The organism is Aminicella lysinilytica (genome assembly GCF_004362975.1).
Lineage (GTDB): Bacteria > Bacillota > Clostridia > Peptostreptococcales > Anaerovoracaceae > Aminicella > Aminicella lysinilytica.
Genome location: NZ_SNXO01000015.1, coordinates 1 through 18,271, shown reverse-complemented (window position 1 = coordinate 18,271; position 18,271 = coordinate 1). Strand labels below are relative to the sequence as shown.

Genomic DNA, 18,271 nt, shown 5'->3' with positions numbered 1-18,271 from the left:
CTCTACTTTCTTAAGTCTTTTTTGTTCTTCATTTTCTGAGCATACAGACGATAACGTCTTAAATCTTTTTTGCTGTCTCTTTCCTGACACTCATAAGTGATTTTGTCTTTTTTCATAATTACCTGCTTTCTAGCGACTATCTCGCTCATTTGTTTTTTCTTTCCTAAGGGTGTTAGAATCGCCCTCATCAGGCTCTCCTCCAACAATTTCATTTTCTGTTTTATCCATATTCAGAAGAATGTTGAGTTCATCTAATCTTGCAAGTTTTCCTTTTAAATCTTCCTCGTGGACAAATGGTTTTTCTACTTCCTGCTTAGCAGTTTCAAACTGATTTTGGGTGTTTTCAAGCTCATATTCACAAGCCGAAAGTGTTTCAGCGAACTTATCTATCCCATTATCCAGTCTTATGATATTTCCAAGCGGGTCTTCTCCAAGCGACACATTTCGACTTGTTTCTCCCTTTAGCTTCACTTCATAATTTCGCTCTACGGTATTGAATAGCAGCTCCGTCTTGTATCCTCTATACTCTCCTAACGGAATGGGGTCAGGACTTGTCATTGATTTACAAGCTTCAATGATTGCTTTTCCTGCTTCTGCTTTTTCTGCATAAAAAATACCCGAAACCTTCATACCGACAAAACGGTCATCTACTGGCTTCGGGTTTTCCTTTGCTGTTATAACATCTTTTTTTAATCCTTCAATTCGTGTTTCCAAAGTAGTAATTCTCTGAGGATAAAACTTAATTATTTTGTCCTCTAATCTATACTTCTCGGAAAGGAAATTAGATTTTAGTAGCTTCAATTTCTGTACCTGAATATCTAAATCCATCTTTTCTTTGATATAGGGATTACCAGTTGCAAGCATTTTTATTTCTGCATAAGATAATGCAGTTTCATCAATATCCTCTGCACAGCGTACTGGAGATTTGCTTGTCATAATCTGGCTTGCGAATTTCTGTTTCCCTTCTACAAGCTGATAAAGGTATGCATCAAAGGTCTGCTCTGTTACATAACGATAGATATTTACCTCTGGATTTTCATTACCCTGCCTTATGATACGACCACTTCTTTGTTCCAAATCTGAAGGTCTCCAGGGACAATCTACATCGTGCAGTGCAACTAATTTATCCTGCACATTTGTTCCTGCTCCCATCTTCTGCGTTGAGCCAAGAAGGACTCTAACTTCTCCTTTTCGTGTTTTTTGAAATAGTTCCTTTTTCTTCATATCTGTATCGGCTTCGTGAATAAATCGTACTTCTTTTTCAGGTATTCCTCTTTCAATCAGCTTCTTTCTAATGTCATTATAAACAGAGAAACTACCGTCATTTTTCGGTGTTGAAAGGTCGCAAAATACCAACTGTGCTGATTTCTTTTCTGAGGTTTCATTCCAGATTCGATAGATATTTTCAACGCAGGCGTTAATCTTACTATCTTCAAAGTCTGGTAACATCTCATTCAGCATTCTTTGGTCGAGGGCAAGTTTACGACCATCTTTTGTGATTTTCAGCATATTATCAACGCTGGAATCCACACCACCGCCTCGAACCTTCTCGGCTCTTTCTGCCAGTGATTCTACCATTTCTTTTTGCATTTCAGATGGCTTAACTGCTATATTATGATACTTCGCTTCTGGTACTGGAAGATTAAGCATATCTGCTGTTTTTATATCAGCAACCTCTTTGAACATTGCCATAAGCTCTGGCAGGTTATAAAATTTTGCGAACCTTGTTTTTGCTCTATATCCAGTTCCTTCAGGTGTTAATTCAACCGCAGTAACTGTTTCTCCAAAGGTACTTGCCCAAGCATCAAAGTGTTGCAAATTGTTTTTTACAAGTGTTCCATACTGCAAATATCTTTGTATGGTATATAGTTCCACCATCGAATTTGATATAGGCGTTCCAGTAGCAAATACCGTTCCTCGCCCTCCCGTTATCTCATCAAGATAACGACACTTCATAAATAAGTCAGAGGATTTCTGTGCTTCCGTTTGTGCAATCCCTCCTACATTTCTCATCTTTGTATAGAGGAATAAATTTTTATAGTAATGACTCTCATCAATAAAGAGCCTATCTACTCCTAATTCTTCAAAAGTCACAACATCGTCTTTTCTGCTTTGGTCATTCAGTTTTTCCAGTTTCTGATTTATGGATTTCTTTGATTTTTCAAGCTGTTTTATCGTAAATTTTTCTCCACGATTACGCTTTAGTTCTATGATTCCATCTGTCAGTTCATCAACTTGCTGCTGTAAAATTGCCTTTTGCCTTTCAATAGACATCGGTATTTTTTCAAATTGACTATGCCCGATAATAACTGCGTCATAATCTCCAGTTGCAATTCTCCCACAGAATTTCTTGCGATTCTTTGTCTCAAAATCTTTCTTTGTTGCAACCAAAATATTAGCTGCCGGGTAAAGCTGCAAATACTCTGCCGCCCATTGCTCCGTCAGGTGATTTGGTACTACGAAAAGGGATTTATTGCAAAGTCCCAGCCTTTTTGATTCCTGAGAAGCTGCAACCATTTCAAAGGTTTTTCCAGCTCCTACTGCGTGAGCTAATAAAGTATTTCCTCCATAAAGGATATGAGCCACTGCATTTCTTTGATGTTCTCTTAAATCAATTTCTGGATTCATACCATTGAAAATTATATGACTTCCATCATATTCTCTAGGTCTGATTGAATTGAATTTTTCATTATATAACTTAGTAAGCCGTTCCCTTCGGGTAGGCTCTGACCAAATCCAATCTACGAATCCTTGTTTGATAAGCTCCTGCTTTGCTTGTGCAATTGCAGTTTCTTTCTTATTTAGAACAGCCTTTTTCTTTCCTTCCTCATCTTCAATATAATCAAAAATACGCACATCTTTTAGGTTCAGAGTTTCCTCCATTATCTTATATGCGTTTATTCGGCTTGTACCGTAAGTACTGTTAGCTTTTACATTTCCTCTGTCATAAGACTTACCCTCAATATTCCATTCACTTGTAAATTCGGAGAAGTGAACTTTTATATTCCACTGAGAGTATCTTGGTGTTTCCAAAAACTCGAAAATATATTGCTGTACGATTTCTGGTGGCAACCAAGTAGCACCCAGACGAACTGATATTTCACTTGCAGTCAAATCCTTTGGCTGTACTTTCTCTAAAGCTTCAACATTTATCGCATAATCTTCTGGATAAAGCTGTGCTGTTCTATGGGCAATATCTAACTTTTCTCTAACATTTCCAGATAAATATTCATCTGCCATAACATACTTTCGTTCACTTGAATCAGAATATCCATACATAGGATTTAGGAAAATCGTTCCTTTCAGGTCGTTATATATTTCTTCTTCTGACTTGCCTAGTAGTCCTTGCATATACTCCATATCAATGCAGGCTTTTTCACCCATTGACACAGCTAATGCTTCACTTGCAGTATCTACTTCGGTTACTGGTGTATGAGGTTTAATCGTGCGTTTATAGAACATATCAGCCTTGCGTTCAAGCTCCCCATTCTCGTTAATAATTTCAAGTGCTGATAATAAAGAATAAGAACTGTCATCACCAAATGCAGAAGTATTTGCTCTGCTATTGATAAGTCCATACTTTTTGGTGTATGAATCATAACGATTGTTAAGCGTAGCCTGAGCAATCTTTATTTCTGCCTCAGGATAATCTTCCGTTTGCATTTCAATAAGTGTTCTTACTGCCTCACGAATACCTATCATACCCTTTCTTCTGTTCTGTGCTGTTGCTGATACTTCTACTGGATTCATTCTTGAATTCTCTCTAAAATAGATTTCATCATCAAGAATAGTATAAGAGAAATTACGAACAGTCGGGTCTGCTGGAATAGAATTATCTTCCTCTAAATCATCTTCTATTTCATAGTCCAAAATCTCTGCGTGTATATTCTCTACTGCTTCGTAAAGCTGTATTTCTAAATCAGCATTCTCATATGGCTCACAAGTTGCTTCCATTCCAAATCTTCCTGACACCATTTTCATCTCACCAAGTATCATCTCTGGATGAGTGACGAAGTAAGAATTCATTTTAATTCCTTCTTCAGTGGTATCAAGTTGTACCCATTCAGGTTCAATATCAATGATTCTATCTCGCTTCTGTAAGAACAAAATATCTGATACCACTTCTGTTCCTGCATTACCTTTAAAAGTATTATTAGGTAGTCTAACAGCTCCAAGAAGTTCTGCCCTTTGTGCGATATACTTACGAACTTTGCTGTTTTCTTTATCCATTGTTCCTTTGCTGGTAACGAGAGCCATAACCCCACCTGGTCGAAGTTTGTCGAGAGATTTCGCAAAGAAATAATCGTGAATAAGGAAATTATGCTTATCATATCTTTTATCTAAGACCTTGAAATCTCCAAAAGGAACATTGCCAACTACACCATCAAAGAAGCTATCTGGTACATTCACATCTTCAAATCCTTGTGCTGCTATTGATGATTTCTGATAAAGTTGCTGTGCAATCATTGCTGAAATTTTATCTAATTCAACTCCATAAATCTTTGTATCTTCCATTGATTTAGGCAACATACCAATAAAATTTCCAATACCACACGATGGCTCTAATAGATTTCCCTCCTTAAATCCCATCTGTTCCATTGCTTTATAAATAGCACTTGTTACAGCAGGAGGAGTATAAAAAGCTGTTAGAGTACTTTCTCTTGCAGCAGCATATTCTTCTGGTGAAAGAACTGTTTTCAGTTCAAGATATTCTGTACCCCAGCCTGAGTTTCTATCATCAAAAGCTTCAGACAGTCCGCCCCATCCGACATATTTCGACAAAACTTCTTGTTCCTCTGGAGTGGCAAATCTATTTTCATCTTCACATTTTTTCACAAGCTGAATTGCCATAATATTTCTTCGGAAGCGTTCTTTTTTAGTCACTTCCTCTACAGGATGGTTTCTCAAATCAAAAGTGTTTCTCTTACTCATTGCAATATCTGGATGCAAGTCAAAACTCTGCACTCTAGTACGCTTCTTTTGTTCCCAAGCAGGAGTAATTGGTGTTGGTGCTGTCTCAACCTCCGTTTCAACTGCTATAGGTTCAGCTTGTACTTCATCTGATTGTTCATATGGAGCTAAGTCTGATAGTAGCTTTTCGATTGTTGCCCTCTCTGGGCTTTCTCTTTTTAACTCATCAAGTTCTCCTGATAAGAACTCTTTGATACCAGATATATAATTACCGTCATTCAGATTGTTTCTGACATTTTCTATAACATCATCATCTGTATCGCCAATCTCTAAGTTGTCTTGATATTCATAATGGTCATAGTCCTTCAAAAATCTAACCAAACGCTGTGCAATGTCTGGCTCATCATCTAGCTCATTTTCTGTAACTATCAAGAAGTCATTCAACGGATTCTCTCTGACCTTGTTATCAAAATCCTCCCTTGTAAACTCCTTATTAAACAGAGGCATTTCATAGTCGTAAAGCATTACCCTTTCATCGTCAAAGGATAATATTTCGTACTTTTCACTGCCAATATACACTGCGTCTCCAAGATGATATTCATACTCAGAAGTTATATCAGGTTTCATTTCCACCTTATCATAAGCAGTAGGAACTTCTAAGAACTGGCGAACAAACTCAATCTTCTCTACTCGATTGATGGGATACCCCACCGTAGGACACATAGATACATCACCACTATCTTCAGAGTACCTCTCAATTACAAAGGTCGTTCCCTCAATAGTAACTTCCTTGCCGATAATATCTTCATTCATTGATGGAGCTGTATTCAGGATTTCACGATTCCTTTTTTGCTCTAATATCTCGGCTCGTTTTGTTTCTTGTTCATAAAGCCAATCAGGATATTGTTCCTTTTCTTTATCATTAAGGTATCTGTCGTTAGCAATTAGCACTTCAATTCGTTTTGCCACCTGTGTCCAGTTAAGCAAAATATGAGGTCGATTCTCGCTATACCCTTTGTGAATATCAATTCCTTTGGCATTGTGGTCTTGCCCATATCCACTATTACCTCCTGCGTGAGAAGAACCACCAACACCATATTCATTCTTTAAAAAATCCGCATTTTCCTTTGTTGATAAGCTCTTTTGGAACTGCTCATAGATTCGCATTTTTCCATTTTCAAAACCTGAACCACTGATTAAAGTAGCGTCTATTACTTCCTGCGGAATAGAAAAAACAGAGGCTTTATTTTCCTCTGCTTTCTCAAATAATTCTAATTGTTCATTTACGGATGGTAACGCTTTTTCATCTAAGCGTATATTACTTGTTCCTTCACGATTTCCTGAGCTGACTGACGGAGATTGTTCATCATCTGTACCCATTTTATCATATCCGTTGCTTTCATTTCCTCTGTAAGTCCCATTTCTATGGACATCTTCTTCACTAGGGATTCTTCCAGTTCCATCGCTCTTTGCTGTATCTGTGCCAGATGTTCTGTCATTTTCCCCTTCGTTAAAAGATTGTAATATAGAATCTTGTGGTGATTCTTCAGATATTCTTTTCTCATCTGCGACCATTTCCCCAGCATTACTTCTGGTTGCTCTGGAAGTGCTAGATTCGGCAGGTTGTAATCGCCCACCATTGTGTATTCTATCTGTTTCATTGACAATGCTCCTTTCCGTATTTTGATTGTCTTTATTGTAATCAGATTGATGATTTCTTTCAATTATGCGATTTTCTCTATTACAAGCATTGATTGTTCTGCTGACTGGCATAAGTCCCATCTCTGCTATATCACTTGTAGCAAATCCGATAGCATTAAGTGTATCTTGAGAATTAAAATTCTTAATAGCACTAAAATCTTCTTTGGAGTAATACTTATCTGCATCAATATCAAGCCTACTCATCATCATATATGCAACACTGTTTTTTACGAGAGTGACATACATCGCTTTTCTTTCGTCATCGGAGAAATATTCCATATCACTGCCTAATATAACACTATCAAAATCAGATAAGTAATCGTCAATATTATCATCTACTGCATTATTTACACTTTCCATAATTACCTTTGCAAAGTCAGTCGTGTCATTCACTCCGCCGAAGGTATTTTCCAGTGTTTCGATTACTTCTTTCTCATATTGCGTATTCATTGTCCACAGAGGAACGGGTCTAGCGTACCTGCTGGCGTGGGTATCAGATATATCAAAATAATGAGTTAGTCGTTGGCGTTTTCGTGTAAAATCCTCAAAAACAGCAATTCCTGTTGCTCCTCTATTGACCCATCTTCCAAATGTTTTATTCCACTTTTCAATTTCAAGAACTGCTGTTGCGTCAGGTCGTTGAGCAAATATCAAAAGCTGCTCATCAAATCGAAGTCTGAAATTTTTCCCAGCAGTTTTAAGAAAGCTCTCCCAATTCAATGGATTTTCTGTTATTGAAAAGCAAGTTCTTTCATAAAGCTCTGAAATTAGGTCGTATTTTCTTGCCATTTATTTCTCACCTCCTAGCTTTTTTCAATGTCATCACTTCCACTACATAAATAAGAATAAAGCTTTCCGCTTTTTGATGTTTCTTGCAGCTTCATAATGACATTCATATCGGGAATGCTGATTCCTTTGATTTTAAGAATACTCGGCATATCTAGTTTTGCTAATTTCTTTTCGGTATCACAGCCCGAATCAGTAAGTTTACTAATCACTTTTATTTTTTGCTGCATTGTAACCTCATTTGCCATATCTTTTTTTCCCTCCTAAATCTTCGCATATGTTCTATACATTCCTTCTAATTGTCGTCTTCCCTTTCTGCAAGCAGGGTCTCCTGCCAGTTCAGGGTGTTTCGCTTGTATCTTTGCTCTTGACCTGCGAACACTCTCAAAATGTGGTAAATTCAATTCCTTGTAAATATTCATAATCACTGCAAATGGGATACTTCCAATATTATTACTCCCCACAAAAGGATTTACTTTATCACACACCAAAAGATAAAGCTTCATATCATCATTACGAGCGTCAGTGCTTGTTTCCAAAACGGAAATAACCACTTCTTCGATGGTACTTGGATTATTCATATTGACCTCCTTCAATTTAAAAAGGGCGAAGTGTTTCGCTCCGCCCCAAAGTGTTTCTATTTGTTCTTATCTTTTATTTTTAAAAATATAAAGCCACCCACTAAAAAGGCGACTAAAACCAGTGCAATAATTGATTTTACATACATTAGTTTTCTCTCCCTTCTCTTTTCTTTCTGCGGTAAAGTCCCGTAGCAATTCCAAGTCCTAAAGCTGAAATGCCTGCTAAAGCAATCCATAGTCCTGCTTTGCTATCATCTCCTGTTTTCGGTGTTTCCCTAATCGTGTTGTGCATTGTAACCTCCGCTGTTTTGTCGTATTCAATCGTCACATTTTTATCCTCTGGCAGGATATATCCAACCGAAACATCATCTTTCACTTCTGAAATTTTATATGCTCCGATTCTTAAATCTTTAACAACAATGTTTCCATTTTTGTCAGTCGTAAAGGTTCTATCGTATCCATCCACACCTGTAACTCTAAAAGTAAAGCCTTCTACTTTTCCGTCTGTAGATGTCTTATGAATTTTCAAAGTACCTTTCATCGCTTCATTGATAAATCCAACACCTGCTTTGTTTTCAATCTCATAAGTTTTTTCATCTTCTTCAATAAATACGCTGTACTCTTTTGTATCAAGGACAAATCCATCTGGTGCTTTTACCTCTTTCACAAGATATTTTCCATATGGAAGTACCTTTTTCTCATAGATTCCAACGCTTGTTTCTCCAAGTTCACCAACAAGCTCATCATTTTTATCAAGTGTTCCATTTCCGTCTATATCCTTGTATAATTCAAAAATTGCTCCCGCCAATTTGTTATCTGGATAATCAGCATCTACCTTTGTAAGTTTGATATTCCCAAAAACATATTCATTGACAATTTTCACCTTTATAACCTGCTCATTTTCTGTAATATTCGCTTCATAGCAAGTATCATCAAGGACAAATCCTTCTGGCTGCTTAATTTCTCTTACAATCCAGTTTCCAAAAGGAATTTTTTCAAAAGAAAAACTACCGTCTTTTTCAGAGGTAGTTACCTTAATTGCATTTTCTTTCGTAAATTTCGTTTCATCTGACTTAAAGATACCTATTAAAGCACCTCCAAGTTCCTTTCCATTTTCATCAACCTTCATACCAGAGACACTTCCATAAAGCAGCTTATTTTCAATAGGTTTTCCATCATTGACAGCAAGTTTCACACAAGCAGTGTCCTGATCTGCATACTCAAACTCTACGGGGAACTTTTCATCACTTAGGATATAATGCTCATCTGTTGCAATCTCTTTTACATAGTAACTTCCAAGTGGAAGGTCTGTACTTATCTTTGCTTTTCCATCTTCAGACAGAGTAATTACTTCAATCAATCCATCTGCCGGGATTGCAGTACCACTTGATGAAACTAATTCTTTATTCGCATATAATCCAAAGCTGATATTCTTAATTTCACCATTCATTCCAACGTGGTATTCCTCATTTTGCTCCAAGATTTTTTCAAGGCTGATTTCTACTTTTTGACGCTCATTATAGAAGCTTGTTCCTGTTTCTGTTACAGCTACTTCCTGACCTGCATAAGTAAGTTCTACATTATGGGTTTCTCCACTTAATGTCATTCCAAAAGGAGCTTTTACTTCTGTTACAGAATATTTTCCAAGATATAGTTTCTTACTTTTAACATCTCCGTCTTTGGTAGTTGTAATGGTATCAACCAACTGCCCTTTTTCGTATCTTAATGTTCCATCTGGAGTGATAATGTCTTCAAGTGCTTTAATTTCATATACCGCACCTTCCATTCCTTCAACCTTATAGACAGGCTGGTACATTACTTCACTATTCTCATCTCCAGACACATTTACACCGAAGAATACTTCTCCATTCTTCTCTACAGAAATTGTGCCTTTCTGTGGAGTATTTGCTTTCTCAACTTTAACCACCTTAATTCCACCCTCCTCAGATGAATTATCTTCTGTCACATCAAACGCTACAGGAGTTTTATCTAATACATATCCATAAGGTGCTTGTACTTCTACAAGAGAATAACCTTTTCCGTATTCTAATTTCTGCGGTGTCACAAGAGTACCTTCTGCATCTGTGTAGAATGTGTCGATTGTTGTCGGAGTTGGATAAGTAAAGGTCATTGATACTTTATTTCCCTGAGGGTCATAAATCTCAAATCCTGCTCCTGCATATGGAATGTTTTTCCCACTTTCAGCGTCTACTTTTACAACTTTAATAAAGCTTTCAAAATTTCTATTGTTAATGATATAGCGAAAGGTCTGAGAATCCTGAGCAATAAAGACATCAAAATCTTTCATCATTTCACGACCTTCCCAGCCTTTCGTCTGATGAACAGTATATACACCATATGGCATATCTTTTGTTTGAGCAAATCCATTTTCATCACATTCGATTGTGTCCCTTTCATCAGCGTTTGCTTTATCATAACCTCCTGATGACTTCAGATAGATTTCAAAAGCTGCGCCTTTCTCTGGAGTTTCAATTTGCGTTTCTCCATTGTCTGTATGCTTGATAATCGCAATATTGCCTTTGATTACTTGCTCCACTACATCATTGGATACAAGATTGTGTTCAATTTCAAAAAGCTTGGCTTCCGCTCCTACTTTATGAATAGTCTTATCCAGTAAATATCCTTCTGATGGAGTTATTTCTCTAATTGTCCAATCAGAATCACATACATATTCTTTTGTCGTAAATTGTCCATCTTTGTCGGTTGTATAAGTATCTACAAGGGTTTCTCCCTTATAAATGCCATATTCTGCCCCTGCAAGTGTTGCATTGCCTTGTGGCAATCCTTTTTCTTTATCGCTCTTAGTTACTGTAACAGCAAATTTCTTAAGGATATTGCTAAAGTCACGAGTTGTAACCTCTTTCCACTTAATCGGTGCTGTCTGATTCTTTGGAACAACATAGCGAATTGCTGTATCCACTTCTTCCACAGTGTATGGGGTTGTCCCGCTTATAAGTACATTCTCGAATGTTGCAACTCCATCTTTATTGGTAACCGCAAACATACTCACATCTGCACCAGATAGGGACTTTCCAGATAGCTTAAATTTAACGCCTTCTACAAGATTGTCCTCGGATGATTTTACAACTTTTAAATTGCCTCTTTTCAACTTATTATTAAAGTTTACTTTCGACACCTGACCTGCTACAACCGTTACTCTTTGCGTGTTCTGTGGCTCATATTTATCAATGCTCTGCTCTGTGACTGTATAAATGCCGGGAAGCAGGTTATCTAATTGGAACTTACCGCCATTGGCTGTGGTTACTGTTTTGTTCACACCTTCTCCAACAATGGTAAACTGAATGCCATCAACAATCCCATCTTCACTTGTTTTCTCAATAGCACAAGAACCATAACTTACTTTCGCTTTTACATAACCGCTTACGGGGTCACTGACCTCCTGCGAATAACTGACAACATCTTGAATCCCACTTCCTTTCTGTCCATCAGACCACACAACTACACCTCTACGCTTTGCGTTTTTCTTGGTAGCTGTAATGGTAAATTCCTTACTTGGTGCTTTTGTCATTGAAATTGCCAATTTATTTCCACTGGTAGAAAATGATACGCCATCTACGCTTGCTGTAAAATTGTAATTAGCAAGAACTCCATTGCTATCAGTAAGTGTTGTTACATACTTACTGCCATTCCACTCCAGTTCGTTGACCTTTGCATTACTTGATGATTTCGTACAAAAGCTGGGAACTTTGGTATGGTTCTGAACACTTGTAACAATACTGTTGTAATAGCTGAAAATCTTACTTCTAAGAGGATGGGCTGAATTAACAACTTCCTTTACAGCATTATGATTTCCCGGCGAGACGTGACCAAATGAAGCATTTCGCTCTCCGACGATTGTCTCCCAAATCAATATCTGAGTTGCATATGCCTCCGCAATCTTATTGGCGTCATCATTATTTTGTGACTTCCAATCAAGACTAATGCTGCCACGATACCCATAAGTCAGAATACGACCAATCAAAAGCCGAATATCATCACCTGATACAGTGTTGTTACTATCAAGATTATTGAAGTAACTTTCATTTTTCTCTGTCATTGTATCTCCCTGATGGAGAGAGACGCCTGGTTCAATACAATAAGCAATTGTTCCCGAATAAGAACCTAATGCTTTTAAACCAGTGGCAACTGCTGTGCCACTTTGCCATCCATTCATATATGTCATACTACTGTGTCCCCATTTTCCATTGTTATTGGGATCTCCAGACCGAGGGTAATCGACCATATAGATACTTGCTTTTTCTCCCGTTGCTGCAAATGCTGTTGTCCCTCCACTTGCAAAGGTTGAAAAGCCTATGAGCGTTGCCATAGCAAACGACACAATTTTCTTAAACTTTCCTTTTGTCATTCTTTGTTGACCTCCTTAAAATAAAAAGAAACGCACCATCTTTTTCATAGTGCGTTCCAATCATACAAATATTTAATTTTTAGTAATAGCCAATATAGATTAAATAATCTGATTCAGATTCTTTCGTAGTCCATACCCATACTCCAGTACAACCTTCAACATTCTTATATCTGTTCATTCTGCTTTGAATATCAGCTTTAATGTTCTTCTTTCCTGCATTTGCCGATATTGGATTGTCCCAACAATCAGTAGCCATAGTTCCCGTATCTAAGCCAATGCTTTGTGCATAGGAAATCGCATAATTCACATAGGGACTAACATCAAAACTTGCAGTCTGTTCCTCTACTGGTTCAGCTTGTGCAGGTGCTTCTTCTTGCACTGGTTCTTGCTTCGGTGGTTCTGGATTTGGCTGGTCCGTCTTTTTTTGTGCAGAATCATTAACCTTTGGCTGTTCTTCTTTTTTGGCAGGAGAAGTAACCTTCGCTGTTGTTTGCTTTTCTGTCTGTTTTGTCGTTGATGGTGGCTCGTTGCTCATTACTGTCTCTGAGCCTTTAGATTCCTCTCTAGCCTTTGTTTTTGGCAGTTTCTTAGTCTGTGTAGGCTTATTGCTTTCTGTCGTCTTATCTGTCTCACCAGCCGAAGAAGAAGTAATCACTTTGGAATCATCTTTTGGACTTTCTTTGGCTGCCTGACTGTTACAACCAACAAGAAAAACAGCCATACAAACAATTACGCTCCCCACCAACAAATACTTTCTCATCGCATTCACGCTCCTTATGGTTTTTGGTTTATCATATCGACATACCTGCCCATAAGCAACTTTGCGATGGGGAATCTTTCATCGTACCAGACAAAATCATTTGTACCAATCCTGCCTTTTATTAGACAGTTATATTCAAGAGATAGATATATATAAGTGAGATAGTATATATTATTTCGGCTGGTATATATCTTACTGCTGGTATAGGGGTTAGAGTGTGAGAAAGGGGAATAAGCAACTATCTGGAATCCCTATCGGCTCTATTACGCAAAAACTTGTTGTAATGCTCAAGAGCTTTGCACACAAAGTCCTCTGTCTGGCTTACTGGAACATTTTTCGGGATTAGATTTCTTACCCTATCGCCCCTAAGCACGATTTTTTCTTTCTGGTTCGGTTTCTCCTCACCCATAATCGCTTGGATAACCTCTGTAGTCAGTTTTCCTTCACTGGCAAACTGCCTCATACGGATAGCTTGTGCGTGTGATGGGGTAGCCTCACTCATATCAATTTCTTCCACAATATCCCTTTGACATTCTTCGTCAAGATACGACAATTCAACAGCAGGTCGCATTTTTATTTTCCCATCATCTACAAATTCCAGAAGTTCTGGCACAAGGTAGGTAAGACGAATATACCTTTTAATTTGTGATGTGCTGTCGCCAGTTTCATCAGATAATTCTTCATTAGACCTCTTTCCTAATAAATTCGGTCCCACTGGGTCCGAATTATTTTTACTAGGTCTACCCGCTTGTCTTTTCATTGCATCCAATCGCATTTTATATGCGAATGCTTTTTCTGACGGGAGAATCTGCGACCTTTGATAATTACTTTCAACCATCAATATGGTAGCTTCATCTCGATTTAACTCTACAACCTCACATCGAAGTGTTTCTGTTCCTGCGATTTCGCAGGCTCTTTTTCTACGATGTCCTGATACAAGTTCAAATCTTCCGTCTTCTTTTTCCCTGACAGTAGCAGGAGTAATAACGCCCCTTTCCTTAATACTCTCCACAAGGTTGAGCATATCTTCATCATCACGAACCTTAAACGGGTGGTCTGGAAATTCATCAATTTCAGTCAATGGAATGTCTCTTATCTTTGCGTCCTTTTCTTCATCTCGCATTTCTTGTGTCGTAAAAAAATCATCGAGCGTCGGAAGCGTGAAGTCGCTCTTTCTTCCTGCCATCAGCTAACACCTCCTTTGTAAAATCAGTGTAGGCTTTTGCCACCGTACTCTTTGGTTCATAAGCATAAATGCTTTTCCCCTTTGATGATGTTTCTGCTGCTTTCACTGCGATTGGTATTTGGGAACGATATATTTTCGCCTGATTCCCAAAACTGTTTCTTGATGCTTCTACGGTACTTCTTGCAAGGTTTGTACGGTTATCCACAAGAGTCAGCAGTATTCCATCAATCTTTATATTGGGATTGATATACTTCTTAACTTTTGAGATTGTGCTTACCAACTGCGTCATACCCTTTGCAGGTAAGTATTGAGCCTGAACGGGAATAATCACTCCGTCTGAAGCAGACAATGCATTAAGCGTTATCATACCAAGCGAAGGCATACAATCAATTAACACATAATCGTATTTATCCTTTACTGCTGATAAATAATTCTTCAAGGTTGTTTCTCTGCTCATCGCATTCATAAGATTGAAGTCCATCGCAGACAGTTCCAGATTTGCTGGTAGCAGGTCAACCCCTTCTTCGTGGTGCAGAATACCTGAAATCGGGTCATTCATCGTTTCATTCATTACATCTGATAATTTCGTTGCAAGCGTGATACCCAAGCTATCTGTATCCTGCCAGCCAAGACAAGTCGTTAAGTCGCCCTGCGGGTCTGCATCTACCAGCAATACTTTCTTTCCCTGCATAGCAAGTCCTACTCCAAGATTAACCGTTGACGTTATTTTGGTCACTCCGCCTTTTTGGTTACATATTGAAATCGTTTTGCAATTTGACATTTTGTCCTTCCTCCTCTCTTTGGATTTAATAGCCACAAATATTGTGACTATGTAGACAGCCGACAGAATCGGCTGCAATTATTATCAGTATTTGTTCTCAACACCCCCTGATAAGGAAGTCACTAAGCAGCAGACTGCTAATCTGCCTCATAGGAATCTCACCTCTGCCGAGTTCTTCGCCAGCTCCGTAGAGAAGTATCATTATCATTCTGACTGTCATCGCCATATTAGGGGCAACCTAATACTCATATATGATTTTCTCGCTCTCTCCCTTTACAGGAGGTCTCGGCGTACCTTATATCATAGCTAAAATCATCAGAAATAAAGTCTTAGTGAATGTGTATTCAATTGTCAAATATCAAGTGAAGAAGCTCTGCAAACTGTCTTTGCAAATGAACCCCTTCACTTGTTTGGAATTGAACTACCATATGACAACCTATTTCCGAATAATTTTTTTGAAAATATTTTTTCGCATAAAAAAACTGCCTGCTCTTTTATATAGAACAGACAGCCTTTAGACTTACACATATTTAATTTTTATCTTCTTTTTCTTTGCGTTTATCAGCTTACATAGAACTTCATCAGCAAGGTCAGTATACTTTCCTTGTGTGATAAGATTATTCCTTAAATTAACTAGCGACTCCATCACTTGCCTATATTCCTTTTCATCAAGATAAATATGATACTTGGTTTTTCTCATTCAAATCGCCTCCTTATGCACTGCTTTTCTCCATTCAAAGAATCTTTCTCGAATGAATTGTACATCTTTTTCCTCATCGGAAGAAATGAAGATATACATACTGCGAAATGCTTTCTTTATCTTAGAAGCATAGCTTACTTCATCCATTCCGATTTTATATGGCACTTTTATCAATTTAATATCTTGTTTGGAGCATAAGTGCTGCTTTAATATCTCCATTTTTTCAGTTCCCACACTTGTTTCAATGGCTATCTTTTCTTCCCTTATGTACATCTCCAGTGGAATACCGATTATCTTGTCATAATCGCTATAAACTCTTAGATTTTTCCTCTTAGCGTAAAACATAACCAGCAATCTGGGAAGGACACTTAAATATTCTTCTTCACAGACCTTACACCCCTTTTTCTCAATAGTCCTGTCAATGATTTTACCTCTCCACAAATGTCCTAGAGAACATTTCCACCAGACTATTTTCATTGAATTTCTCGAAACCTCTGTGGGCAGAACCTTCGTATTCTTTTCAAAATCCCACTCAGAAAGCAAATGAGCGTCTGTAGTTGCTAGGTCATTATATCCACTTAAAACCTCTCTATCCGCACATACGGGGCATATAGAACCATTCACCCTAGAATGTATCACTGCTTTCCACTCATTGCCACACTTCTTGCATTTCCACCATACATTCTTTCTTGATTTTGCATTTACCATATCAGCTTCTAAAGGAAGATTCCTCTCTGACCACTCAGACGCAATCTGAGGGTATGTTGTACTCAAATCGTTAAATCCTTTCAGAAGAATTAGACCGCTGCAATATGGACACTTACTGCCTCCTGAACGAGTGGATATTAGGGTGTTCCATTCATTGCCGCACTCCTTACACTTCCACCATACTTTTCTATTTGCAAATACCGTAACCATATCAGGCATTAGTGGATAATTCTTCTTCGACCATTCTTCTGCAAGGTCTGGCTTTTGGGAAGCAAGGTCATTAAACCCTTCCAAGATAGAATTATGAGAACAATAAGGGCAACCCGTTTTACTAATTGCTCTGCTTTTCACAGTGGCTATCCATTCGTGTCCGCATTTCCCTTTCCATATGACTTTTTTACTTGAACCTATTGTTACCATCGTCGGCTGTAGGTCTTTATTCTTCTTCGACCACTCTTTCGCAAGTTCTGGTCTTAATGTAGTTAAATCGTTAATTCCTTCTACTGCTCTAGCTCCTGAACAGATGGGACAGCCTTCCCCATTGGAACGAGCCTTTATGCTTGTCTGCCACTCGTGTCCGCAAGAACCTTTCCACCACATTATCTTATTTGAACCAAAGGTCACTTTGTCTGGAGTAAGTGGCAGATTCTTATCCGACCATTCCGCAATAAGCTCTGGATGTACTTCTGACAAAAGATTACTCATACCAAATCCTCTCCTTCCTATGGCTTCATTATAGGAAGAAAAGGACTTTCTATGAAATCTGCGAATTCACAATAAAATAAAAAAGCCCTTTGAAAAAGGATTGTCCTCTCTCAAAGGGTAATTTGATAAATTTGAAGCTATCTCTTCTTATAAGTGATTACGATTCCAATAACAGAAGCAATGAAAGCAAGTGGTGCTAATCTCACAAAGATAAATTCAAATCCATGTAATATTGTTCCTGCAACTGCAAACTCTGGATTATTATAATCCCACCTTAGATAAGAACTTTGTATAGCCGCAAGTACAATAAATACAAGCACTATAAACGCACATAACGAGGTAAATATCCAACGGATGGTTTTTACTTTGACCCTGCTTCTCTTTGCCAACTGTAAATTAATCACCTCTAACTTTTCGGAGATTGACTTTAGGTCATCTGTCATCGGTTCCATTACAGTTTCTCCCAGCAATATGCTTACAGAAGTATCCAATTCATCTGCCAATGCAATTAGCATACCCGAATCTGGAACTGATAAGCCATTCTCCCATTTTGATACAGTTTGTCTTACCACATTTAATTTAATGGCAAGTTCTTCTTGTGATAGTCCTTTGGATTTTCGAAGTTTTTTAATATTTTCATTGAGCATAATATATACCTCCTAGTTGTTTTGATAGCTCCATTATAAGAACAAATGAGCCATTGCCACAAGCAACGCATATTAACATAACTGCTTTTAGCTCTAGAACCAACGATTTATATTTCTCTTCCTTCTGAAAATGGGCAATCCCATTCAGGACTGCCCATTCATTCTGCAAAATTATGCGATTTTTTGACCTCTGCACATTTACTTACATCATTTGATGTAAATTTGATGTAAATAGGTATTTTTCGCCTTGTATCCGAGTCCTCAACCCCGCATAAACACTGGGTTTTCTCTACTTATCGCTTGGCAGCGACTTCATCGTCGGGAAGAGCATTACGTCTCTTATAGATGGTGCATCTACAATGAGCATGATGCATCTGTCGATTCCTACTCCCAGTCCGCCTGTTGGTGGAAGTCCCAC

12 protein-coding genes are annotated in these 18,271 nt (G+C 38.0%); all 12 read right to left on the bottom strand.

All coding sequences use genetic code 11. The features are described from left to right. Positions 1-2: 2 nt before the first annotated feature. On the bottom strand, positions 3-149 hold the full coding sequence (locus tag EV211_RS10690) for a hypothetical protein (protein ID WP_166635377.1): 147 nt from the start codon (positions 147-149) through the stop codon (positions 3-5). Next, positions 130-7,401: a helicase-related protein gene (locus EV211_RS11195; RefSeq protein ID WP_133528360.1), complete on the bottom strand. Its 7,272-nt coding sequence runs from the start codon at positions 7,399-7,401 to the stop codon at positions 130-132. The genes EV211_RS10690 and EV211_RS11195 overlap by 20 nt, the downstream gene beginning before the upstream one ends. A 14-nt stretch (positions 7,402-7,415) precedes the next feature. Beyond that, positions 7,416-7,646 (bottom strand): hypothetical protein, encoded by a 231-nt coding sequence (locus tag EV211_RS05160; RefSeq protein WP_133528359.1) that lies wholly within the window; start codon positions 7,644-7,646, stop codon positions 7,416-7,418. 15 nt (positions 7,647-7,661) lie between these two features. Continuing rightward, the gene (locus EV211_RS05155) at positions 7,662-7,979 is read right to left on the bottom strand and encodes a hypothetical protein (protein ID WP_133528358.1); all 318 of its coding nucleotides are present in this window, start codon (positions 7,977-7,979) and stop codon (positions 7,662-7,664) included. Between the two features lie 145 nt (positions 7,980-8,124). After that, positions 8,125-12,366 (bottom strand): SpaA isopeptide-forming pilin-related protein, encoded by a 4,242-nt coding sequence (locus EV211_RS05150; RefSeq protein WP_133528357.1) that lies wholly within the window; start codon positions 12,364-12,366, stop codon positions 8,125-8,127. A gap of 79 nt (positions 12,367-12,445) precedes the next feature. Further along, complete coding sequence (locus EV211_RS05145; RefSeq protein WP_133528356.1) at positions 12,446-13,126, bottom strand: hypothetical protein; 681 nt, start codon at positions 13,124-13,126, stop codon at positions 12,446-12,448. Between the two features lie 238 nt (positions 13,127-13,364). Continuing rightward, a complete protein-coding gene (locus EV211_RS05140; protein ID WP_133528355.1) occupies positions 13,365-14,312 on the bottom strand; it encodes a ParB/RepB/Spo0J family partition protein in 948 nt (315 codons plus the stop codon). After that, positions 14,269-15,093, bottom strand: a complete 825-nt coding sequence (locus tag EV211_RS05135) for a ParA family protein (RefSeq protein WP_133528354.1) — start codon at positions 15,091-15,093, stop codon at positions 14,269-14,271. The genes EV211_RS05140 and EV211_RS05135 overlap by 44 nt, the downstream gene beginning before the upstream one ends. Positions 15,094-15,613: 520 nt before the next feature. After that, positions 15,614-15,793: a hypothetical protein gene (locus tag EV211_RS05130; RefSeq protein ID WP_133528353.1), complete on the bottom strand. Its 180-nt coding sequence runs from the start codon at positions 15,791-15,793 to the stop codon at positions 15,614-15,616. After that, a complete protein-coding gene (locus tag EV211_RS05125) occupies positions 15,794-17,206 on the bottom strand; it encodes a zinc-ribbon domain-containing protein (protein WP_133528352.1) in 1,413 nt (470 codons plus the stop codon). Positions 17,207-17,343: 137 nt separating this feature from the next. Further along, entirely contained in the window at positions 17,344-17,853 is a 510-nt protein-coding gene (locus EV211_RS05120) for a helix-turn-helix domain-containing protein (RefSeq protein WP_133528351.1), read from the bottom strand. 289 nt (positions 17,854-18,142) lie between these two features. Then, a partial coding sequence (locus EV211_RS05115; RefSeq protein ID WP_133528350.1) for an amino acid--tRNA ligase-related protein occupies positions 18,143-18,271 on the bottom strand: 129 nt, incomplete at its 5' end.